The sequence below is a fragment of the Duffyella sp. Ts4 genome (assembly GCF_051851875.1).
Taxonomy (GTDB): Bacteria; Pseudomonadota; Gammaproteobacteria; order Enterobacterales; family Enterobacteriaceae; genus Duffyella; species Duffyella gerundensis.
In genome coordinates, this window is record NZ_JBLYPN010000005.1 from 252022 (window position 1) to 273192 (window position 21171).

The window sequence follows — 21171 nt, forward strand, 5'->3', positions numbered from 1 at the left end:
GCGTACCGCCATCAGGCGGTAACCCGCATCGATTTAATGAAAATGAATCCCCAGTCACCGGCATAGTTGCCAAGGGTGATGCTGTTTTTCCCCTGCCTGAGAGAGACACGCAGCGTCATCTGCTCGTTGCTTCCGGGAAACTCAATCTGCAACGGTTTATCCCCATTGATCTGCAATGAATTTTTCTTGCTGCCCCATTTACCATTCACGTGCAGATGCAGCAAAAACTCACCTTCCCACGGCGCCTCAATCTGCCAGCTAACCCGATCGCCTGCGTTAGCAAAAGGCCCGAGAAAACCATCCTCTGTTATCGCCAGCGGCGTTTCTGCGCCTGCAGATGGCGTCACCGTTCCCTGCTGCACACCCAGCACGCCGCTGTCGAAATGGCAGAAGTCAGCGGGTGGCGGTGCGTTAGCCGGTGTGACGGTAACAGCAATATTTTTACTGCTTTGCAGCAGGCCATCATCGGCGGTGAACGTCAGTTGATAGGAGCCGGGTTGGGTAAACCAGACGCGGGTATCGGCGTTGTTCGCCTGACAAAAATGCACATGTTGGTTGCCGCCATTGCTCCAGGTACCTGTCACCTGACGAGTGGGTAAATGGTCATCCTGCCAGCTGGCCGCCAGGCTCAATCCGCGGTTCTGCGCAACGGCGGCGCGATCGGCTAACGTAACCTGCGGTGCCTGATTACGCTGAGTGTGGGTGACGTGAATAACGTTCGAAGGAGGCGAGATACCGGATTCATTTTTTGCCAGCACACGGTAGTAATAGGTTTGCCCTAACTTCAGTGAGGTGTAATCGTCGCTGAACAGGTTCATCGTGGCGGGATCCCACGCCTGAACGCCGTCTGAAATATCACGCCCCACCGTTTGCCAGGGGCCTTCTGGCGCGGCAGCACGTTCAACGTCGTAGCGTCGGCCCACCGCAGCGCCCATCCAGTTAAGAGCAAAGGGTGATGAGGCTTGTCGCAGTAATGGCGCTTCCGGCACTGGCAGCGCGGGCACCTTATCTTTGCCATCCATTTGGGCCGCGGCGTGGCGGACCAACTCCACCACCGCCATCTCCTGATTAGCGTCGCCCTCTACCGGAAATCCTGGTAAGTGGTAGCTGTAATGGCCGGTATATTCCTTATGCCAGTAAAAACCGCCGTTGTGACGATGACCGCGGAATCCCCAAACCAAACCGCCCGCGGCTTTCGCCCCGTTAACATCGGTATGCACAAGGGCCTGCATGATGCTATTCAGCGCGCGGCTATCAAGCAGGCCAAACTCGCCGACCAGATAGACCTTTTTGCCGCCAATCGCCTGCAAATCCTTTTTAACCTGGTCGGGATCATTATTTCCGGCGTTGGTGTAGTAATGGTTGCTGACGATATCAACATTGGGATCCGCCAGTGCAAAAGCGTTAATTTTCTTATAGGTGCCGTCTATCACCAGCTGATGCGGTGCCAGTTGCTTGATTAACGCGGCGGTCTGCTGAAGAAACTCAGCATTGGTCTCCTCCAGCTCATTGCCTGTCTCCCAGGCCATAATGGCTTTTTCATCCGCATAACGCCGCCCGGTGAGCGTATTCGTACGGGTAATAATCTGGCGAATCAGCTGCTGATAAGCGTGATAGGTTTTGCTCTGTACGCGATAAAAGTCGTCTGGCTGCTCGTGGTAGAACGCCGCCAGCTGTTCGCGACCTCCCCACCATGCCCAGTGATCGATAAAAGGCACAATCAGGCGCAGGCCTTGTTTATCCGCCTCGGCAATCATGTTGTCATAGATTTTCATCGCCTTTTCGTTCAGGCGCGGCATGCCGTCCGGGGTTGCCGGTGTCAGAATATGCGTCTCTCGTCCGCAGGCCGCATCATTCTCCTGCTGCACGGAGAAAACGTAGACGCGTTGCGCTTTGGCGCCGGTTTGTACCTGAGCGCTGATCCAGTTCGCCTGCTCCTCTGCCGTTGGCCAGGCAAAATATTGTCCCCAGCCGCGTGGGTCGGCTTTACAGACGCCACGCGCATCATCTTCAATACGATGTAATTCCGGCGCATGGATACCGGCAAAGCGGAAAAGCTGTGACCCATCCATGAGTTGTGCCCCCTGGCGCGTAATGAAGTGCGCAAAATGGGAGGGTTCAGCTGCCTGAGCAACGCTGCCGCTTAGCATATTCATCAGTACCAGAAGCAGCGTGTTTTTCGCGAATATATTCATCATGCCTCTCCTCAGAACCAGACTTCGCCCTGGATGCCAACGTTAAGGGTGTCGCTTTTGCCACTGCGGCTATAACCACCCGAGCCGATAGTGTTGGTGCTCCAGTCATAGTTGCCGTCCAGCGCATCAGAGACGCCTTTATCCCATTTTGCCCAGGTGGCATAGAGACGAAGCTGCGGGCGGCTCCAGTAGCCGGAGTCAAATGTCAGCGTCGGTGCCACGGTAACTTTAGTCAGTCCGCCCTTGCCTTTTCCCTCCACACCTTTGTAGTTTTTGTCATCGAGGTACTCGTAGCCCACCTCATATTGCATGGCGAAGTTTTTGGTAATCTGCTGATACGGGCGTACGCCCGCCACCCAACTGGTGCGGCCCCATCCTTCGCTGTCGCTGCTCCACCAACGGTAATTTTTATCCTGCTGGTAATAGGCGAAAGTTGAGACTTCCCAGCCGTTATCCAGCGCGGCAAGCCCATCCAGAATGAGTCTCCAGGACTGCGTATCATCCAGATTGGCCCATCCCCAACCGTTCTTACCCAATGAATCGCCCGCAGCCAGGCCTCGCCCATACTGCACAACAAACCGGGAGGAGCCGCCCAAAACGCCATAAAAGCCATCGAAGTTATAAACGCCGGTGAGGCCATAGCCTTTCTCGGCGGCGTCGGCGTGGAGTTCACTGTTATTCATGTGATGGGCAATGAGCTGCAGGTCGACGGGTGAACCGGCAATCTTTTTCAGCCAGACATTGAGCGAATAGTCATCCGGATAGCCCTGATCGCCACGATCTACGGGATAGGCTTTGGTTTCATCGGTTGGAGTGAACGCATAAACACCGGCATCAAGCTGTGCGAAGCCAAGATCGAGCTTGTCAAAGCCACCCCCTGTACCGTTGTATTGAATATATTCCCAGTCAAACTGATGGCTTGAGGTGTTTGAACTGCTATAGCGCTTGCCGCCCCAGAAGGTGACATCCGGTGCAAAATCAAGGTTGCTCAGTTCGACATAGCCTTCGCGAAACTGTACTGGCTTGTCATCGTCATCAAGGCAGTTCCAGTCAGAGGTGCATTTGCTTTGATGAGTGATATTGGCCTGAATTTTTGCCACTACGCCGGAATCAGACGTCAGCATCACCTGAGGAATCAGTTCGATCTTGGTGTCATCTTCATTGCCCAGACGGAATTTTCCGTCAGGCATCAACCCCACGGAATTGACGCGATTGCCGTCACTGTTTGCCAGGATGCCGGAACGCATATAGCCGTGCAGGGTGAAATCATATTTTTCGGCATGGGTAACGCCACTGGTGGCAGAGGCGAGCAGTAAAGTCAGAGGTAAAGCTGGATGAACGCGTTTCATGTTTTCCCTTTTTATTGTCATAAGCGAAGAGCGTCTGTAGGGCGCGAGGGAAATTTACGGTTGAAAAATGGAAATGTACATCCATTGATGGAAAGCGCTTTCCATAATTACCGGATTGAATCACAAAATAATAAATTCTGCATGCGTAATCGTGATCGGGATCGCTTTCTGAAAGGGCTAAAGGTCATGCGCCAGCGGAGGAATGACGCTGGCGGTGCAGGAGAGATGATAAAACGCTAATTTTTTTCCCGCTCGATGAGCTGAAGTTCATAGACCCGAAAGAACGGACGGTAAATCATCCAGGCATTGAAAAAGGCGAACAGAGACATAAACATATTTTTCCAGCTGCCGTTAGCTGACCAGGCTGCTCCCAGCGGCGCGGGCATTGACCAGGGCAGCATCGCCACCACGCGATCGAGAATACCGAGGTGTGTCAAATACCAGGCGATGCAAGCATTGATCGCAGGGACAGCAATAAACGGCACCAGGAACAAAGGGTTAAGAATAATCGGGAAGCCAAACAGCAGCGGTTCATTGATGTTGAAGAGTGACGGTACCAGGCCAATTTTACCGACACTTTTCAGCTGACGCGAACGACTGCGTAACGCCATAAAAACCAGCGGTAAGGTCGAGCCAATACCGCCGATAAGCAGATAAAAATCCCAGAATCCCTGTAGATAAATATGCGGCGGCGCACTGTTTTGCGCCAGCGCCTGCTGATTTTCAAACAGGTAAGTCATCCAGAACGGGTTCATGATGCCGGTGATAATCAGCGCGCCATGAATACCGATAAACCAGAGCAGATGGCAAAGCAGCAATGAAATAAGCAGCGCGGTCAGCGTATCTGAAGCAACGATCAATGGCCGTAGCGCTTCGCTGATTAAATCAGGAAGAATCAGCCCGGTGCTGCTTTTCACCGCCGCATTGATCAACGTTATCGACAGCATAATTGCCAGCAGCGGCACCAGCAGCTGAAAGCCGTTGCGGGTCATCACTGGCACCTCATCCGGCAGGCGAATGCACCACCCTCTGTGGTAAAACAGCCGGATCACTTCAATGGTAAAAAAGCTGGATATCAGCGCGCTGAAGATACCCATTCCGCCAAGAAAAAGATTAGTTCCGCTGCTCTCTTTAAAGCCGATAAACAGCAGGAATGCCAGGCATCCGGTCAGGCCGGAAAGGCGCTCCGGTAGCCGATACTGTTTGGCAAGGCTGGCGCTGGCACCAAAAGCGATAATCAACGCCACTAAACCCACCGTAATGTTAAAGGTTGGCAACAGCATCGGGCGGATTGCCAGATAGAGCGCGCTGTACCAGGCCGTTGGTTCAAGCGAGAACGGCGGGAAAATCAGCGGCACCATCAGGCTGCCAATGATCACAAAAGGCATCGCCAGCCCAAAGCTGTCGCGCATCGCGGTAATGTGCTGATTACGGGTAAGCAGATTTGCCAGAGGCGTTACCCGCTGTTCAATCAGCGTAACGGCAACATTCATAAACTGAATGTTCATGTGAAACCTATAAAGGACAGTGATGTGCAGCGATCATCCCCCACATTTACGCAAAGTAAAAGCCTGCTGCAGGTGATCGCTCTCACAATTAGTATATCCAGCGATGGAAAGCGCTTTCCGTTTTAAATCCATCTGACTATAGTCCGCGGAGTATTCTTTCTCAGACTGGAGTTTCCGATGAAAAAAATCATGTTGTGCTGTTCCGCAGGAATGTCCACCAGCCTGCTGGTGAAAAAAATGCTCGACGAGGCAGCGAAACGCGGTCTTGAGGTTGAAATTAAAGCGTTTGGCGTTGCCGAATTTGAACAGCAGGTGGGTCAGTATCAGGTAGTGCTGCTTGGGCCGCAGGTTAAGTACATGCAGAAGGATTTACAGAGCAAAGCCGACGCTTACGGCATACGGGTTGAGCCGATCAATATGATGGATTACGGCATGCAAAAAGGCGCGGCGGTGTTGGATTTTGCCCTCTCACTCATTGAAAATAATCAATAAGGGATAAACCATGAGCTCTCTGTACCTGAAACTCATGAGCGTGATTGAAAACCACATCACGCCGCTCGCCGGTGCCGTTGGCCAGCAAAAATATGTCACTTCTATTCGTGACGGCTTTATTCTGGCCCTGCCATTTATGATCGTCGGCTCTTTTATGCTGGTGTTTATCTTTCCTCCCTTTGCGCCCGATACGCATTGGGGATTTGCACGCGCATGGCTGCAGTTTTCGCTTGATCACCGTGAAAGCCTGATGCTGCCCTATAACTTCAGCATGGGCATCATGACCATATTTATTTCTGTCGGCGTAGCGGCCAGCCTGGCGCGGCATCACGCACTCGACCCGCTGACCTCCGGCATGCTGTCGTTGATGGGTTTTCTGCTCATCGCGGCGCCATTGAAAGATGACCACATCTCCGTGGCCTACTTTTCTGGTCAGGGCATCTTTACTGCGCTGCTGGTGGCAATTTATACCACTGAGCTTTATGCCTTTTTCCGCCGCCACAACATCACCATTCGTCTGCCGCCGGAAGTGCCGACTGGCGTGGCACGCTCGTTTGAAATTTTGATCCCGGTGCTGGCGGTGGTTCTGACGCTCCATCCGTTGAACCTGTTCATTGAATCGCAGCTTGGCATGATTATTCCGGAGGCGATCATGTCGCTGGTCAAACCACTGGTCGCCGCCTCCGATACCCTGCCAGCCATTCTGCTGTCTGTATTGGTATGCCAAATTTTATGGTTTGCCGGCATTCACGGTGCACTGATTGTCACCGGCATTATGAATCCTTTCTGGATGGCGAACCTGTCGGTGAATCAGGCGGCCATGGCCGCGGGAAGCGTCATTCCACATATTTATGTGCAGGGTTTCTGGGATCACTATCTGCTGATTGGCGGTGTGGGTTCCACGCTGCCGCTGGCGCTGCTGCTGATGCGAAGCAAAGCGGTTCACCTGCGCACCATTGGTCGAATGGGCGTGGTGCCGGGCTTGTTCAATATCAATGAACCGATTCTGTTTGGCGCCCCGGTGATCATGAACCCGCTGTTTTTTATTCCGTTCGTGCTGGTACCGATGCTCAATGCAACGCTGGCCTGGTTTGCACTCGATTTAGGCTGGGTTGCGCGCGTGGTGTCGCTGACACCCTGGACCACACCCGCACCGATTGGTGCCTCCTGGGCAGCAAACTGGGCATTCAGCCCGGTGATCATGTGCCTGATCTGTATGGGCACCGCCATCATCATGTATTACCCCTTCTTCAAAGCTTTTGAAAAACAGTTGCTGGCTCAGGAGAGCAGCGACGCTTCGGCACCCGCCGTGGTTGGCCAGTCTGAAACCGCATGACAGTCAGAGGAAATTATGGATTTAGAAGAACAAGTGATGGGCATCATTATTAATGCTGGTCAGTCGCGCAGCCTTTGTTATGAAGCGCTGCGCAGCGCTAAAGCAGGTGATTTCAGTGAGGCCGATGCAAAAATGCATGAAGCACAGCATTACGCTCGTGAGGCGCATCTTGTGCAAACTCAGCTGATTGAAGCCGACGAAGGCGAAGGCAAAACGAAGATGACGCTCATCATGGTCCATGCGCAGGATCACCTGATGACGTCGATACTGGCGAAAGAACTGGTGACAGAACTGATCGACCTGTATCGCCGCCATTAACCGTTGTGCCTGTTTTGAGAGGCGATGCCCGCCTCTCTTTTTTATGAGGATAATTATGCTTCACCTTGGCCTTGATATTGGCGGCACAAAAATGGAAGCGGTGCTGCTTGACGATGCGGGTCGTGTACGCCTGCGCGAACGTCGTCCCACCAACAAAGCGAGCTATCAGGAATTTATCGATAACCTGGTGTCGATGATCGATGGCATCCGCCCCTCTGCGCCAGACGGGTTTACGCTTGGCATCGGCTTGCCGGGGGCGATCGATCCCCGTAGCGGGCTGATCAAAAACTGCAATTGCCTGGTATTAAACGGCGAAAATCTGCAGGCCACGCTGGCGCAGCGCACAGGCCAGCCGATATTCCTTGCCAATGATGCTGACTGTTTTGCGCTCTCCGAAGCGATAGACGGCGCAGGTGCTGGCTATCCCACGGTGTTCGGCGTCATTGTGGGTACCGGCTGCGGTGGCGGCGTGGTCGTCAATGGACAACTGCTCAGTGGCCCGAACGCCATCGCAGGTGAATGGGGGCATAATCCGTTACCGGCGTGGGATTCGGCTACAGACGGCCCCGCGCAACCTTGTTATTGCGGCCGTGAAAACTGTATTGAGCGTTTTATCTCCGGCACCGGATTCAGTCAGCGTTTCAACCTGACACAGCATGCCGAACTGGATGCCCAGGCGATTCTCGCTGCGGCCGCCGATCATGACGCCGCTGCGCTGGCGCACTATCAACATTTTATCGATGCTTTTGCCCGCAGCCTGGCGAGCGTTATTAACATTCTCGATCCGCATGTCATTGTTCTGGGCGGCGGTTTGTCTAACGTCGAAAGTCTGTATAGCGACCTGCCAACAGCCATTGAAAAATATCTTTTTTCAGCGGAATGCCGAACTGCCATCGTCAAAGCAAAATATGGTGATTCCAGTGGCGTACGCGGCGCAGCATGGCTGCCAACGCTTTCCAAAAAGCGCGCCGAGGCGCAGTCTGGCTGAGCAATTCCTGTGCGTGTTTATGTTACTATAAGGACAAAATCGCAATTCAGACGACACCATGCCTACCATTGATGATGTTTCAAGATTAGCCAATGTTTCCCGGGCCACCGTTTCGCGTGTGCTGACCGGAACACGCGGCGTACGCGACGAAAGTCGGGAAGCGGTATTACGCGCGGTAGAGGAATTGAACTATCGCCCGAGTTTTGCCGCACAAAATCTGGCGAGTAATAGCTCAAGCTACGTCGGCATGGTGTTGCCTGCTAATGAAACCGCGCTGAGCGCAACCTTGTTGCCCCAGTTTTCGCTGGCCATGCAGTCGCTGAATAAATCTCTTCTTATTCGGTATGTTAACGCGGAAGCTGATTATCAATCAGCTATTGAAGATCTGCAGCATCAATGTGTTGCAGTCGTCACGCTGGGACAGCACTCCGCCGATATGGCCAGCAACGTTATCGTTTTTGATGAGTTTTCAGCGACTGAACAGGCGGGCGGTTATAACTACGCCTTCGCCACCGAAAGTGCCTGCCGCTATTTGCTGGGTAAAGGGCATCGCAGCATCGCGCTGCTGATTGACGGCGAAGACGATCTGGCCAGCCAGCAGATGGTGGAAGGCTATCGCAGTGTGCTACAAAACTATTCTCTGCCTTTCAACCGGCAGCTTATGGTCAAAGCCAATAACAATATTGAGCAAGCTCTGCTGACGCTTATCAACAGCTTTACGCAATATACGGCGATTATTGCCAGACGCGACTGCCAAGCCGCAGAGGCGATGCGCTTATTACGTGAATTTAATATCGCGGTGCCACAGGAAGTGTCACTGGTCAGCCTCGAAGATTCTCCGCTGGCTTCCCTGCTCTATCCGCCGCTGACCTGCATCGCCTATCCCACCGATCAGCTACTTGAACGCTGTGTGCAACGAATCCGCGCGCTGATTGACGGTCGCACGCTATTTGAAACGGAAAGCCGTACTTTTACCGGCCGTCTGGTTGCCCGCGCTTCCGTATCTGAAATGAGCTAACGTAACGCCCTTATGTTACAGGCCATGCTGAGCATGCATTGGCCTGAAAGGTTACACGTTCAAAGAAGGATGGACGTTAGTAGTGATAGATCAGATTAGCGGCGACAGCCCGCTTCAGCCGCATAGCCAATGAAAAAGTAAAACAGGATTTTCAGGCACAAAAAAAGCCACCCTTGGGTGACTTATTTGCTTTCCGTGGTGCCGAAGGCCGGACTCGAACCGGCACATCTTTCGATGGTTGATTTTGAATCAACTGCGTCTACCGATTTCGCCACTTCGGCACGAAGAGTTATGCGGAAAACGTTGGGGATTATACCGTTACCCGCCAACTGCGCAAGTGTAAACCATCGGCCAGTGCGCCAAGTGCTGAAAAAATCACCTTAAGCGATTTTGTTTCGGCGACAGCACAACTGTGGCTGCCCATCTGCACTAGCGCAGAAGCGACTCAAACTCAGCTCAAACCCAACTCAACCTCATTTCAGATGCCCATCAAATACAATAAAGCCAGCCTTGCGGCTGGCTTTATCGAGGGTGCTGATGCGGTGAAAAGCACTACATGTTGTCAAAGAGATGACGCACTTTTCACACCGGCTTAGTGTTTATGATCGTGATGACCAAGTTTATCTTCCACTTTGTCCTTCGCTTCACTCACCTTCTCGCTGACTTTTTCCGCGAAGCCCGGCTTGTGGCTATGCTGGCCTGCGCCAGTAGCATCGGCATTGCCGGTCAGGTTCGCTGCGTTGGCGGTGGTCGCTCTGGCATTGGCGGTACCGGTGTGGTTCAGGGTGTTCGCCGTTGCGGTGCCGGTTGGGTCGGTAACGTTAGCGGCGCCCGGCGTGCCGGTTTTATCGATATCGATTTCCTGACGGCGCACGGTGTCGTTAATGGTCTCCACGTGATCGCGGGTATCTTTACGCACCACAACTTCTTCTTTAACCCGGGCGGTTTTGCTGACTACCGGCTGCTCATGACTTTCAGCAATCTCTACCGTTTTTTCTGACCAGTCGATATCGCCGTGGAGCGCAGGTTCATCAACGCTGCGGCGGAAGATATCGGCATGCTGCTCATGCAACGAAATATCTTCTGATACCTGATCGGTGACCACATAGCGTCGCACGCGGGTTGAACCTTCACTGATCAGGCGCTTGCCGACTTCAAGTTTTTCCTGGGCGAGACGCAGAATCTCTTCTTCGCTCTCGTCACCGGTCAATGACGTGCGTGCCGCATGGTCATTGGTTTCACCGGCAAACTCACGGTTCTGGCTGGTGCTGTCAGCCACAACATCACGACGTGCACGAGAAGGGACATCCACAGAATCGTGGGAATACAGGATGGTCATCGCTTTAGCGACATCCTCTTCTGCTGCACGCAATGAGACAATCACGCCGCCTTTATCCATCGCTTCGCTGTACACGTCAGCGTATTCGCGGTCAACGGTGTCACCAAACAGACGCTGCCAAATGCTTGGATGGCGAATCGCTTTACCTTCAGACTGCAAACGCTCACCGCTGATTAAACTGATATCCCGATCGGGGAAACCTGCTTTGATGAGATTTTTTTTCGCGGCTTCTGCCTGAGTTGCTGTATCAAACAGAGTGACGATTTTTTCGTGTGCCATGATAAATTCCTCTCTTGTTAGGCTGTTATTACCGATCGTTTTCTTTCGCTTTGGTTTTTTCTACCTGAACCTGCTGTTTACGAAGCGTTACCACCTCTTCAAAAGGCACCGCTTCCTGCACCTTGTGAATATGTAACTCCTCTTTCAGCACCAGCTTCCTGATGATTTGAATCTCTTCTTCTACTACCGGCACAATCACTACGCCGTTTTCTTCCCTGATGGCGGGCATCTCATCGACGTACTGCATTTTCGGTACATGCCTGACTTCAACACGATCCTTGTTCAGTAATGTCTTAACGACTTCCTGCTGCTCGATAGTCGAACGGGTTACTGAAACATGACTATCCACTATTCGCTGTTTAGTCAGCTCAACCTGTTCTTCAACGCGATTCAGCACAACTTCTTCGGCGTCGTGAATATCAGGCTGCCGCTGTGGTTCTTCAGGCTGCCTGGTCATATATTCTCCCGTTGGTCATTACTCAGTTAAATAAATCGCTTCTTACGTCACGATGATATTAATATCGCTGCAACATTCGCTGCGTTGATATTAAGGCTAGACAAAGATTGGCTATTGCCAAGTAAATAAATGCAAAAACATTTTGCCAAAAACAGACACAATTAGTCATAAATATAGCAAGAGAAGCGGCATGGACATAACCTAAGCAATTGATTATCAATAACTAAAATAAAATAAAGCACTGAAGTGACAGTGATGAATTATTGATTATTCCAGGCCGAAACAACGTTTTTTACCACGCATACCAGGAGCATTCCTGGTGATATTAAGCGCCCGAATTAGACTATCGCTTAAATATCACAGCAGGTAGCCGTGCATTATTTAAGCGTGAAGGAAAACACTTAACGTTAATAATTCTGCAATGCGCCTTTATTCCATTCCAGGACGCGTCTTAAAACCGCCGTCGCGGGCATTTTTGAATGAACTTCTCACGTATGATGTCGTCTCAGCATTTCTGAGCGCGCCGTTCCTGCGCTGATACGTCCATTGAGGTTGATATGAAATACGCACAACGCACATTAACAAGTCTGGCAGCGGCCGCGCTATTGGTTGCAGGCAGCGCTTCCGCAGCAAGCTGGCAGGATCAGCTCAGCAGCGCCGCCACGCAATTGAGCCAGCAGAACAACACCAGCAATACCGGCAGCACCACAGCGGCACAGAATGGTGGCCTGTCGCTGTCATCACTGAGCAGCCTGCTTAATGGCGGCGATAAAACCGTGGCCTCTAACAGCATGACCAACGCCGCAGGCATCATGCAGTACTGCGTTGAGCACAACGTCGTGAAGAACAACGTGCAGTCGGTGAAAGATCAGGTGCTGAGCAAGCTCGGCCTGAGCGCACCTGCCGCGCAGGAGCAGAAAACCGATTATCAACAGGGCATCGCTGGCCTGTTGAATACCGGCAACGGTCAGCAGCTTAACCTGCAAAGCCTCGGCAATACGCAGATGGGTGAGAAGTTAAAAACCAAAGCCTGTAACGTGGTATTGAAGCAGGGCAAGAACTTCATCTCCTGATCGCTTTACCCGATCATCGTGAATAAAAAAGGGACGCCTCGGCGTCCCTTTTGTTTATTGCATGCCCGATTACTCGTGATGCAACGATTTGCGCACTTCTGCTACCTGCTCTTTGGTCACTGCCGGTGCTTTGTTGCTCCAGCCCTGACGCACAAAGGTCGCCAGCTTCGCCACTTCATCATCGTTCAGACGATTGCCAAAGCCCGGCATCGCCAGCGTTGATGGCGCCTTCTCGGTAGATGGCTGCTGCGCACCGACCAGGATGGTGTGAATCAAACCGGTAGGATCGCCTGCGTTAACCAGCGTTGCCTGATCCAGCTCCGGGAAGATGCCCGGTGCGCCTTTGCCGGTAACAAAATGGCAGGCGCCACAGTTATCCAGATAGAGACGCTCGCCTTCGCTGAGGTTTTTCGCTGCGGTAAGTTTCGCTTCGGTGGCCTGCGCCGCGTGAGCATCGCCATCCTGTAGCGGTGGGTTACCGCCAAGGAACTTGAGGTAAGCGGCAATCGCCTGCAGATCGGCGTCGGTCATGTGCGAGCTGCTGTGCTCAACCACTGACGTCATCTCACCGCCCACCGCCGCTTTATCGTTGCGACCAGTTTGCAGGTAATCGACGATCTCTTTCTCGTTCCAGCGTGGTAAACCGCGTAACGATGGCACTTCCCAACCGTTGAGGTTGCCACCGGCGAGGAAATCACCGTCGCCGCTGTCCAGCGCCTTCTCATTCATGCCAAGCCCGCGCGGCGTGTGGCAGCTGCCGCAGTGGCCCAGGCTTTCAACGATGTAGGCACCGCGGTTGATCTCAGCCGAAGCACCGCCGATAGGTTTGAACGCCTTGTCGCTGGTAAATGCCCAGTTCCAGAAGCGCATGCCCCAGCGCTGGCTGAACGGAAAGCTCAGGCTGGTTTCCGGCGGCTGTTCGGCGCTGGGCTGCACACCTTTCATAAAGTAGGTGTAGAGCGCGTGCATGTCCGCGTCGCTGATTTTGGCGTAATCAGGGTACGGCATTGCCGGATAGAGGCCGGTGCCGTCCGGCAGCACGCCTTTACGCACCGCATCATTGAACTGTTGTTCGCTGTAGTTACCGATGCCGTGTTCTTTATCTGGCGTGATGTTGGTGGAGTAAATCCGTCCCAGATTGGAATCGATCGCCAGACCGCCGGAATAGGCTGGCTTGCCCGCGACCGAGTGGCAAGCCATGCAGTCGCCGAGCCGGGAAAGGTATTCGCCCTGCTTGATTAGCTGCGCCTCATCTTCCGCCTGTGCCTGCACGGAAACCGCACCCAGCAGCATGGCGTTGGCGAGAAAAAAGGTTTTAAGGTTCAACAATTTCATTCGCTTATGCCTGTACCAGTGGACCGGGGTTTTTCAGATACTGATCTTTGATCGCCTGCGCCGCCATCAGGGTAATCGCGCCGATGGTGTCGGTCGGGTTCGCCTGGAAGTTCTGCGGGAAGGCGTTGCCGCCCGGCACAAATACGTTATGCACATCCCAGCTTTGCAGATACTTGTTCAGCGCCGAGGTACGCGGGTTGTCGCCCATCACCGCGCCGCCGACGTTGTGCGTCGAGACATATTTGGTCAGGTCAAAGTTCGCTTCCATCGGCAGGAAGCTCATGCTCATGCTGTCCGGGTTAAGCTCTTTGGCGATGTTGCCGACCACACCTTTCAGATACTGCTGCAGTTTCAGCTCGTTCTGTTTCCAGTTAAAGGTCATACGCAGCAGCGGATTACCATGCTCATCGTTGTAGTTCGGATCGAGATCCAGATAGATATCGCGATAAGACTGGCAGGTGGTGGTGATGCTGATCTTCATCGAATGGCCGTACCACTCTTCCATGCCCTCTTTCCAGCCGGTACCCCAGCTTGGTGTGCCCTTTGGCAGCGAGGTGGAAATTGGCGTGCCGGTGGCCTGCGAGCTGTGAATTTTCGCGCCGCCAAGGAAGCCGAGGCCTGGGCCATCGAAGTTGCCTGGCGAAACGTCGTTAAACATCTGGCCGGTGGCGCCTGCGGTGGCAAACGGGTTGAAGTTTTTATCTTTGAAGAACAGCGTCGCGCCGCCGTTGCTCAGGAACGCATAGTTGCGCCCCACCACACCCTCTTCACTAACCGGATCGTAAGGCTTGCCGATGCCGGAGAGCAGCATCAGGCGCACGTTGTAGAGCTGGAAGCTGCTGAGCACAACAATCTTCGCCGGCTGGAAGCACTCGTCGCCGTTTTCGTCGATGTAGATCACGCCCTTCGCGGTTTTCTTATCGTCGTGCAGCACCACTTTGATCACTTCCGCGTGCACTTCGTAAGAGAAGTTGGACATGCGCTTCAGAGAATCCATGACCGCGGTTTGCGGCGAGGCTTTCGAGTAGTTCAGGCACGGATATTTACTGCAGTAGCCGCAGTAGTTGCAGGGTGCGATCTGATTGCCGTAAGGGTTGGTCCAGGCGCGCGATACACAGGCTGACGGGTTCGGGAACGGATGATAGCCCAGTTTGGTGGCCGCGTCGGCGAACAGGGTGTTGTTCAGCGTGTCGTCCAGCGCAGGCAGCGGATACGGGTTAGAGCGCGGGCCTTCAAAGGGATCGCCGCCCGGCAGGATTTTGCCACGCAGGTTGCCGGTTTTGCCCGACTGACCGCAAATATTTTCAAATTTGTCGTAGTACGGCTCGATCTCGTCCCAGCTGAACGGGAAATCCATCACCCGCATATCTTCCTGCAGAATACCCGGCTTGTACGCCTGATCGGCGTAGGTTTTCAGCTTGATGTCGGTTGGCGTTGGACGGATCAGTACCGCCGTCCAGTGCAGACCAGCGCCACCCACGCCGGTGCCTGGCGCAAAGGCGCCCCACTTGCGGGTCGGCAGTGCGGTTTCGCCGACGTTGTAGCGCACGGTGACCGCGGCTTCAGCGGGCGTGGCGAACACTTTATTACGGACGTTATAGGCGTATTCGTCAGCCGGTTTTGGATAGGCGAAATCGTCGTAACCCCGATCGGGGCCGCGCTCCAGTGCGCGAACGGTGAGTCCTGCCATTGCCAGCTCGATGCTCATCAGCGAGCCCGCCCAGCCGAGGCCGCAGACTACGACGTCGACTTCTGGTTTAGTTACCTGTGCCATTGTAAACCCTGTAAAAATGCAAAAACGGAGAGAGACGGCACGCCAATCAGGCGCGCTCACCCTTGACGCTGATCGGACCGAGCGGATACGGCACGTTGTGCTGTTTCACCCATTCGATGTAGCTGGCGCGCGCGCCAGGGAAGCCGATGGCAATCCAGGCCTTCATGCCTTTGTTGCCGCCGTACATCGGATCGGAGAGATAGCCGTGTTTGGTATCAGAAAGCAGCTGGCTGAAGAGGTGTGACGGCTTCATGTTGCTTTCCCCGAGCGCGGCGAAATCGATGCCGTTTTTCTGTATTTGGGTCAGGGCGTCATCTTTTTGTTGCTGGGTCAGCGCATGGAATGGCTGCTGATGAGTATTCTGGCTCCACTGATCCACCAGCTTGATGCCGGCTTTGTAGATCTGCTGTGGGTAGTAAGGGATCTGATAACCCATGGTGGCAGGCGCATTCAGGTCAAACGGCCCGGCCATGTAGATCTCTTTACCAAAGTCATCGGTATGCAGCTGCTGATCGATAAAGATCGGTACGTTGGTTTCCAGTGCGCCAGGTGCTTTGCCTTTCCCACCGGCGGGAATCAGACGATCGCAGGCGGCGAGGATAAACTGCCACTCTTCGGCGCTGAAAAAGACAGGTTTATAGTCGGTTAATTCGGGTGCAGCCATTTCGGCTGCCTGGGCGGCGGTCAGGCCTTTATAAATCAGGCCGCTTAATGGCAATGCCATTAACGACCCCATCAGAAATTTACGTCTGGAGGTTTCTTTTTGTAGAAGCATCAGTACACGGCTCTCACATGCCAGGAAAGTAATTCAATTGTTAATTGGGGTTATAATCGGTAAACATCCCGGCAATCTTAGGGACACAGACATTTCAAATTGTAATAATAAAATTCAAAGTGTTTTTCATAAAGAAAGCATGCAGATCGCCTTTTAGCGCATTGAACGATTCGGCGGTAAAGGCAGAACAAAATGTGGGAAAATTAAGTGAGGAAGGTTTTATCCGTCAGCGCAGCGGTAAATCGCACTTAAATGATTCCTGAAAGAAATAATACCCACATTAAACCTATGAAAATAAATCACATTGCCTTAAACAGCTGAAACGCCGAAAATCAACATTAAATTAACAAAATAAACGCAAATATATAAATTTAGCGTAATACGATTAACACTATAAAAAGCGTGCAAGACGTCATTGTTTAAACCGGTTACAACGTTTTTACCCATTTTTGCTGGCTGATATTCACGCCGATTTCATCACTTATATTCGATTATGCTCAAATAATGATATTCCGTTGCCCAGCGGTTATTATTCAGGCCAGGTAATAAATAATGGCTACCGACGGCGGGGTGATAAAACAGCAATCACCTTTTCACGACGAGCCGGACACCTCTACCGATCACAGGACGCGCTAAACTCTCTCTATGGATAAAGAAACTGAACTGAAACGCGTTAAGCGCATTGCCCTGCTGCTGCTCTGTCTGGCGGTGGCAACGTTCGTGGTGACCCTGTTTTTACCGCCGGGTATCTGGGTTAGCGGCATCAAAGCGGTGGCCGAAGCGGCGATGGTCGGCGCACTGGCGGACTGGTTTGCGGTGGTGGCGCTGTTTCGGCGCGTGCCGGTGCCGTTTATCTCGCGTCATACGGCGATTATTCCGCGTAATAAAGATCGCATTGGTGAGAACCTCGGTCGCTTTGTGCAGGAGAAATTCCTCGATACACCGTCGCTGCTACAGCTGATTCGGCGGCACGATCCGGCGCAAATTGTGGCGAACTGGCTGAGCGTGCCGGCTAATGCCGAACGGGTCGGTTATCACCTGTTGCAGCTGATGCGCGGCTTCCTCGATCTCACTGACGATGCGCGCATTCAGCGCTTTATGCGCAAGGCGGTGCATGCCGCTATCGATAAGGTCGATTTAACCCAGTCGGGCGCGATGATTCTGGAAAGTCTGACCAAAAACAATCGCCATCAGGCGCTGCTGGATGCCGCGGTAGAACAGCTGCTGGCGCTGCTTAACCGGCCCGGTACGCGTGAACAGATTGCCCGGCAAATTGTCCGCTGGCTGAAGCGTGAACATCCGATGAAGGCGAAGATGCTGCCCACTGAATGGCTGGGCGAGCACAGCGCCGATCTGGTTGCCAATGCGGTTAACTCGATCCTTGATGATGTCAGCCAGAACAGCGGTCACGAAGTGCGGCTGGGCTTCAACCGCGCGGTAGAACGGCTGATTGAGAAGCTGAAGCACGATCCGGAAATGGTTGAACGGGCAGAGACGCTGAAGAGCTGGATTAAAGAGGATGAGGCGCTAAATCGCTATATCGGCGAGCTGTGGCAGGATGTGCGCGGCTGGTTAAAGGCCGATCTGGATAAAGAGGATTCGCGGCTGCGCCAGCAGGTTGCCGCCGGTGCCCGCTGGTTCGGTGAAACGCTGGTTAATGACAGCGCCCTGCGCGCCTCGCTGAATCAGCATATGGAGCAGGCCGCCAGCAGCGTGGCGCCGGAGTTTGCCAACTTCCTGACGCGCCATATCAGCGACACGGTGAAAGGCTGGGATGCGCGCGATATGTCACGCCAGATTGAGCTGAATATCGGTAAGGATCTGCAGTTTATTCGCATTAACGGCACGCTGGTCGGCGGCACGATCGGGCTGATTTTGTATTTGCTGTCACAGTTGCCGCAATGGATTGCGGGATGAGGTGGGTTGGCCTTGCAGGCGGGCTTTTAGGGTCAAGGTCTTTAGGTCAAGGTCTTTAGGTCAAGGTCTTTAGGTCAACGGCTGTTTCGTTCTGCCCTTCGGGCCGACCGAGCAGGGGCGGCATGCGCCCCGCCCCTGCACCCCGGCTATCCGGCAAGCACAACCGCCCGCTGAAGCGGGTTCCCTCAGCAAAAGCGTTTTCCTGACGGACCGGACGCGATTCGCTCCAGGCTCAACGCGCCCTCTCGCCGCATCCCTGCGGCTCGCCCTGGAAAATGCTTTTGCCTCGGCGTTTGTGATGCCTCCCCAAGGTCAAAAACCAGGTCAAAACCAAAAACACTGAAAACACTCAAGACACTCAAGACACTCAAGACACTGAAAAGACTGAAAAGACTGAAAAGACTGAAAAGACTGAAAAGACTGAAAAGACTGAAAAGACTGAAAACATTAAAAGCTTAACGCCTGCCGAGTTAGTTCAGGGGTAATTCAGGAGCAGTGTGAAATGGGTGGGAGTTGCGAATTGTGAGCCTGGTGCGTGCGGGTGGCGTTTGAGGGCTGGGTTGTGAGGATGGCATTCGATGTGGGTTGAGATTGAGCCTGGGGAAGGGAGTATGAACGGGCGCCGGAGGGCGCCCGTTGTGATTTAACGGCGTTTGAGGAGCATGAAAACGCTGATGGTGAAGAACGCGGCGCTGGGCAGGATGGCACCGAGAATCGGTGGCAGGCCATAGACCAGGCTGAGTGGGCCAAATATCTGATCGAGTACGTAGAAGACAAAACCGAAGCTGATGCCGGTAACGACACGGGTTCCCATCGATACGCTGCGCAGCGGGCCGAAGATGAAAGAGAGTGCCATCAGCATCATCACCGCCACGGAAAGCGGCTGGAAGATTTTGCCCCACATGTTCAACTGATAACGTCCCGCTTCCTGGCCGCTCTGCTTAAGGTATTTACTGTAGTTGTAAAGACCACGAATCGAAAGCGCGTCAGGGTCCAGCGCCACTACGCCGAGCTTGTCAGGGGTCAGGCTGGTTTTCCATTCACCGCTCAGGGTTTGCTTACCGCTAATCTGTTTAGGATCGTTGAGGTCCGATTCGTCGACCTGCGCCAGTACCCACACTTTGCGTTCCGCGTTCCATGTTGCGGTGGCGGCGTAACGCACGCTTTTCAGGCGGCGATCGTCAGTGAAATTGTAGATGCTGATGCCATCCAGTTCGCTGTTGCCTTTAAGCTGCTCAATGTAGATAAAGCTGTTGCCGTCTTTGGCCCACAGGCCGTTTTGCGTCGACATCAGCGAACCGCCCAACAGCTGCTGCGCCCGGAAGTTGCGCGCCATCTGCTCGCCCTGTGGCGCAACGTATTCACCAATGGCCATGGTCAGGATCACCAGCGGAATCGCGGTTTTCATTACCGACAGCGCAACCTGCATGCGGGTAAAACCCGATGCCTGCATCACCACCAGCTCGCTACGCTGTGCCAGCGTACCGAGGCCTAACAGCGCACCTAACAGCGCCGCCATCGGAAAGAAAATCTCAATATCTTTTGGAACGCTTAACAGCGTGTAGTAACCGGCATCCAGCGCGGTGTAAGCGCCCTGCCCGGTTTTACGCAGCTGATCGACGAATTTGATAATGCCCGACAGCGACACCAGCATGAACAGCGTCATCATGATGGTGTTGAAAATCGTTTTACCGATATAGCGGTCAAGAACGCCAAACATCAGACGGCACCTCCGTGCTTAAAGCGGCTACGAATACGCCGCATCGGTACCGTGTCCCACAGGTTAAGCAGAATCGCCAGCAGCAGATAGGCGATGTTTACCGCCCACATGCCCAGCGCCGGATCGATACGACCTTTCGCGCCGCTCGACTTCAGCGAACTCTGCAGCAGGAAGAAAATCAGGTACAGAAACATGGCCGGCAACATCGACAACACGCGACCCTGACGCGGGTTCACCACGCTGAGTGGCACCACCATCAGCGCCATCACCAGCACCGAGAACACCAGGGTTAAGCGCCAGTGCAGTTCGCTGCGGAACGGCAGCGTGTCGCTGGCCATCAAGGCGCTGAAGCTCGCCTGCTCGGCATCTTCCGGATCCAGCGTCGCCTGCTGATAGCCCACAATGGCCTGATAGTTTTGGAAATCGGTAATACGGAAATCGCGCAGCAGTGCGGTACCCTCAAAGCGGGTGCCTTTATCCAGCGTCACCACCTGTGAGCCGTCACGGCGCTGCTCCATATGGCCGCTGTCCGCCACCACCACCGAAGGACGGGCGTTGCCTTTCGGCCGCAGCTGCGCCAGGAAGACGTTGCCAAACTGGTTGCCTTTAACGTCTTCGATAAACAGCACCGAATTGCCGTCGCTGGACTGCTGGAACTGCCCTGCCGCCAGCGCCGCAGCGCCGGGGTTCGCCTTGGCGTTTTGCGTCACCTGACTTTGATAGCGCGATGACCAGGGTCCAAGCCAGACAACGTTGATCGCCGCCACCACCGAAGTGAACAGCATCAGCACCATCGCCGCTTTGACCAGAACGCCTTTACCCAGGCCGCAGGCGTGCATCACCGTAATTTCACTTTCGGTGTACAAACGGCCCAGCGTCATCAAAATCCCTAAGAAAAGGCTGAGTGGCAGGATAAGTTGTGCCATTTCCGGCACGCCAAGACCGAGTAAGGTCAGAACTAAATTTGTTGGAATGTCGCCATCCACCGCTGCCCCTAAGATCCTGACGAGCTTCTGACAAAAGAAGATCAATAACAGGATGAAGAGTATTGCCAGCTGGCTTTTGAGCGTTTCCCGAACCAGATATCTAATGATAATCACGCTTAGTACGCCTGTGAAAACTTGTCTTTTTGCAGGAAAATCGATAGTTTCAACGCTTATGCGCCATTTTGCTTTATCAATGGCCAACATCATAGCTAACATTGTATGACACAAGCGTGTTGGGTGACCAAAAAACAAGAAATTGTCACCGAAACTCAATCTGACGTCCGTTTACTAAACGTCGTTACGCAACGATTA

Annotated in this window: 17 protein-coding genes and 1 tRNA gene; 7 read left to right on the forward strand and 11 right to left on the reverse strand. The window is 53.5% G+C overall.

Going from position 1 to position 21171, the window contains the following annotated elements; genetic code table 11:
- Nucleotides 1-11: 11 nt before the first annotated feature.
- The 3 genes from ACJY2L_RS10980 to ACJY2L_RS10990 form a co-directional block, all read right to left on the reverse strand.
- The gene (locus tag ACJY2L_RS10980; RefSeq protein ID WP_439213750.1) at nt 12-2195 is read right to left on the reverse strand and encodes a CBM35 domain-containing protein; all 2184 of its coding nucleotides are present in this window, start codon (nt 2193-2195) and stop codon (nt 12-14) included.
- 11 nt (nt 2196-2206) lie between these two features.
- Nucleotides 2207-3544, reverse strand: coding sequence for a carbohydrate porin (locus tag ACJY2L_RS10985; RefSeq protein ID WP_439213680.1), 1338 nt, complete (start codon nt 3542-3544; stop codon nt 2207-2209).
- Nucleotides 3545-3780: 236 nt separating this feature from the next.
- Nucleotides 3781-5052, reverse strand: a complete 1272-nt coding sequence (locus ACJY2L_RS10990; protein WP_439213682.1) for a PTS sugar transporter subunit IIC — start codon at nt 5050-5052, stop codon at nt 3781-3783.
- A gap of 177 nt (nt 5053-5229) precedes the next feature.
- On the opposite strand from ACJY2L_RS10990, the gene ACJY2L_RS10995 reads away from it, so the two are divergent.
- From ACJY2L_RS10995 to ACJY2L_RS11015, 5 genes are read left to right on the forward strand one after another with little or no spacing between them, the layout of a single operon-like run.
- Nucleotides 5230-5544, forward strand: a complete 315-nt coding sequence (locus tag ACJY2L_RS10995; protein ID WP_067427748.1) for a PTS sugar transporter subunit IIB — start codon at nt 5230-5232, stop codon at nt 5542-5544.
- 10 nt (nt 5545-5554) lie between these two features.
- Nucleotides 5555-6880, forward strand: a complete 1326-nt coding sequence (locus ACJY2L_RS11000) for a PTS sugar transporter subunit IIC (RefSeq protein WP_439213684.1) — start codon at nt 5555-5557, stop codon at nt 6878-6880.
- 15 nt (nt 6881-6895) lie between these two features.
- Nucleotides 6896-7198: a PTS lactose/cellobiose transporter subunit IIA gene (locus tag ACJY2L_RS11005; RefSeq protein WP_067427744.1), complete on the forward strand. Its 303-nt coding sequence runs from the start codon at nt 6896-6898 to the stop codon at nt 7196-7198.
- 55 nt (nt 7199-7253) lie between these two features.
- The gene (locus tag ACJY2L_RS11010; RefSeq protein WP_439213686.1) at nt 7254-8186 is read left to right on the forward strand and encodes an ROK family protein; all 933 of its coding nucleotides are present in this window, start codon (nt 7254-7256) and stop codon (nt 8184-8186) included.
- A gap of 58 nt (nt 8187-8244) precedes the next feature.
- Nucleotides 8245-9204: a LacI family DNA-binding transcriptional regulator gene (locus ACJY2L_RS11015; protein ID WP_439213687.1), complete on the forward strand. Its 960-nt coding sequence runs from the start codon at nt 8245-8247 to the stop codon at nt 9202-9204.
- A gap of 196 nt (nt 9205-9400) precedes the next feature.
- On the opposite strand, the gene ACJY2L_RS11020 is transcribed toward ACJY2L_RS11015, so the two are convergent.
- The 3 genes from ACJY2L_RS11020 to ACJY2L_RS11030 form a co-directional block, all read right to left on the reverse strand.
- Nucleotides 9401-9485 (reverse strand) — tRNA-Leu (locus ACJY2L_RS11020).
- Nucleotides 9486-9796: 311 nt separating this feature from the next.
- Entirely contained in the window at nt 9797-10822 is a 1026-nt protein-coding gene (locus ACJY2L_RS11025) for a YsnF/AvaK domain-containing protein (RefSeq protein WP_439213688.1), read from the reverse strand.
- 28 nt (nt 10823-10850) lie between these two features.
- Nucleotides 10851-11279: a DUF2382 domain-containing protein gene (locus ACJY2L_RS11030; protein ID WP_439213689.1), complete on the reverse strand. Its 429-nt coding sequence runs from the start codon at nt 11277-11279 to the stop codon at nt 10851-10853.
- A 557-nt stretch (nt 11280-11836) separates the two neighbouring features.
- On the opposite strand from ACJY2L_RS11030, the gene ACJY2L_RS11035 reads away from it, so the two are divergent.
- Complete coding sequence (locus ACJY2L_RS11035) at nt 11837-12352, forward strand: DUF2501 domain-containing protein (RefSeq protein ID WP_439213690.1); 516 nt, start codon at nt 11837-11839, stop codon at nt 12350-12352.
- A gap of 69 nt (nt 12353-12421) precedes the next feature.
- Here the strand turns inward: ACJY2L_RS11035 and ACJY2L_RS11040 are convergent, their stop codons facing one another.
- The 3 genes from ACJY2L_RS11040 to ACJY2L_RS11050 are packed head-to-tail and all read right to left on the reverse strand — an operon-like array spanning nt 12422 to nt 16236.
- Nucleotides 12422-13687, reverse strand: coding sequence for a c-type cytochrome (locus tag ACJY2L_RS11040; RefSeq protein ID WP_439213691.1), 1266 nt, complete (start codon nt 13685-13687; stop codon nt 12422-12424).
- Nucleotides 13688-13691: 4 nt separating this feature from the next.
- Complete coding sequence (locus ACJY2L_RS11045; protein ID WP_439213692.1) at nt 13692-15461, reverse strand: GMC family oxidoreductase; 1770 nt, start codon at nt 15459-15461, stop codon at nt 13692-13694.
- Between the two features lie 46 nt (nt 15462-15507).
- Complete coding sequence (locus ACJY2L_RS11050; protein WP_439213693.1) at nt 15508-16236, reverse strand: gluconate 2-dehydrogenase subunit 3 family protein; 729 nt, start codon at nt 16234-16236, stop codon at nt 15508-15510.
- 645 nt (nt 16237-16881) lie between these two features.
- On the opposite strand from ACJY2L_RS11050, the gene ACJY2L_RS11055 reads away from it, so the two are divergent.
- Nucleotides 16882-18153 carry a DUF445 domain-containing protein gene (locus ACJY2L_RS11055; protein WP_439213695.1) on the forward strand — a complete coding sequence of 424 codons (1272 nt, stop codon included), beginning with the start codon at nt 16882-16884 and terminating at the stop codon, nt 18151-18153.
- A gap of 643 nt (nt 18154-18796) precedes the next feature.
- Here ACJY2L_RS11055 and lptG read toward each other — a convergent pair.
- Together lptG and lptF are read right to left on the reverse strand one after the other, a co-directional pair.
- On the reverse strand, nt 18797-19873 hold the full coding sequence (gene lptG / locus ACJY2L_RS11060) for an LPS export ABC transporter permease LptG (RefSeq protein ID WP_439213696.1): 1077 nt from the start codon (nt 19871-19873) through the stop codon (nt 18797-18799).
- Nucleotides 19873-20973 carry an LPS export ABC transporter permease LptF gene (gene lptF, locus ACJY2L_RS11065; protein ID WP_067435101.1) on the reverse strand — a complete coding sequence of 367 codons (1101 nt, stop codon included), beginning with the start codon at nt 20971-20973 and terminating at the stop codon, nt 19873-19875. Before lptF ends, lptG begins: the two co-directional genes overlap by 1 nt.
- Nucleotides 20974-21171 lie beyond the last annotated feature (198 nt).

Bases quoted from the DNA above. Each gene is read 5' to 3' on its own strand.
- ACJY2L_RS11010 (WP_439213686.1), top strand. From the start codon at position 7,254: ATGCTTCACCTTGGCCTTGATATTGGCGGCACAAAAATGGAAGCGGTG.
- ACJY2L_RS10985 (WP_439213680.1), bottom strand. From the start codon at position 3,544: ATGAAACGCGTTCATCCAGCTTTACCTCTGACTTTACTGCTCGCCTCT.
- ACJY2L_RS11025 (WP_439213688.1), bottom strand. From the start codon at position 10,822: ATGGCACACGAAAAAATCGTCACTCTGTTTGATACAGCAACTCAGGCA.
- ACJY2L_RS10995 (WP_067427748.1), top strand. From the start codon at position 5,230: ATGAAAAAAATCATGTTGTGCTGTTCCGCAGGAATGTCCACCAGCCTG.
- ACJY2L_RS10980 (WP_439213750.1), bottom strand. From the start codon at position 2,195: ATGAATATATTCGCGAAAAACACGCTGCTTCTGGTACTGATGAATATG.
- ACJY2L_RS11015 (WP_439213687.1), top strand. From the start codon at position 8,245: ATGCCTACCATTGATGATGTTTCAAGATTAGCCAATGTTTCCCGGGCC.
- ACJY2L_RS11040 (WP_439213691.1), bottom strand. From the start codon at position 13,687: ATGAAATTGTTGAACCTTAAAACCTTTTTTCTCGCCAACGCCATGCTG.
- lptG (WP_439213696.1), bottom strand. From the start codon at position 19,873: ATGTTTGGCGTTCTTGACCGCTATATCGGTAAAACGATTTTCAACACC.
- ACJY2L_RS10990 (WP_439213682.1), bottom strand. From the start codon at position 5,052: ATGAACATTCAGTTTATGAATGTTGCCGTTACGCTGATTGAACAGCGG.
- ACJY2L_RS11055 (WP_439213695.1), top strand. From the start codon at position 16,882: ATGGATAAAGAAACTGAACTGAAACGCGTTAAGCGCATTGCCCTGCTG.
- ACJY2L_RS11035 (WP_439213690.1), top strand. From the start codon at position 11,837: ATGAAATACGCACAACGCACATTAACAAGTCTGGCAGCGGCCGCGCTA.
- ACJY2L_RS11045 (WP_439213692.1), bottom strand. From the start codon at position 15,461: ATGGCACAGGTAACTAAACCAGAAGTCGACGTCGTAGTCTGCGGCCTC.
- ACJY2L_RS11000 (WP_439213684.1), top strand. From the start codon at position 5,555: ATGAGCTCTCTGTACCTGAAACTCATGAGCGTGATTGAAAACCACATC.
- ACJY2L_RS11050 (WP_439213693.1), bottom strand. From the start codon at position 16,236: ATGCTTCTACAAAAAGAAACCTCCAGACGTAAATTTCTGATGGGGTCG.
- ACJY2L_RS11030 (WP_439213689.1), bottom strand. From the start codon at position 11,279: ATGACCAGGCAGCCTGAAGAACCACAGCGGCAGCCTGATATTCACGAC.
- ACJY2L_RS11005 (WP_067427744.1), top strand. From the start codon at position 6,896: ATGGATTTAGAAGAACAAGTGATGGGCATCATTATTAATGCTGGTCAG.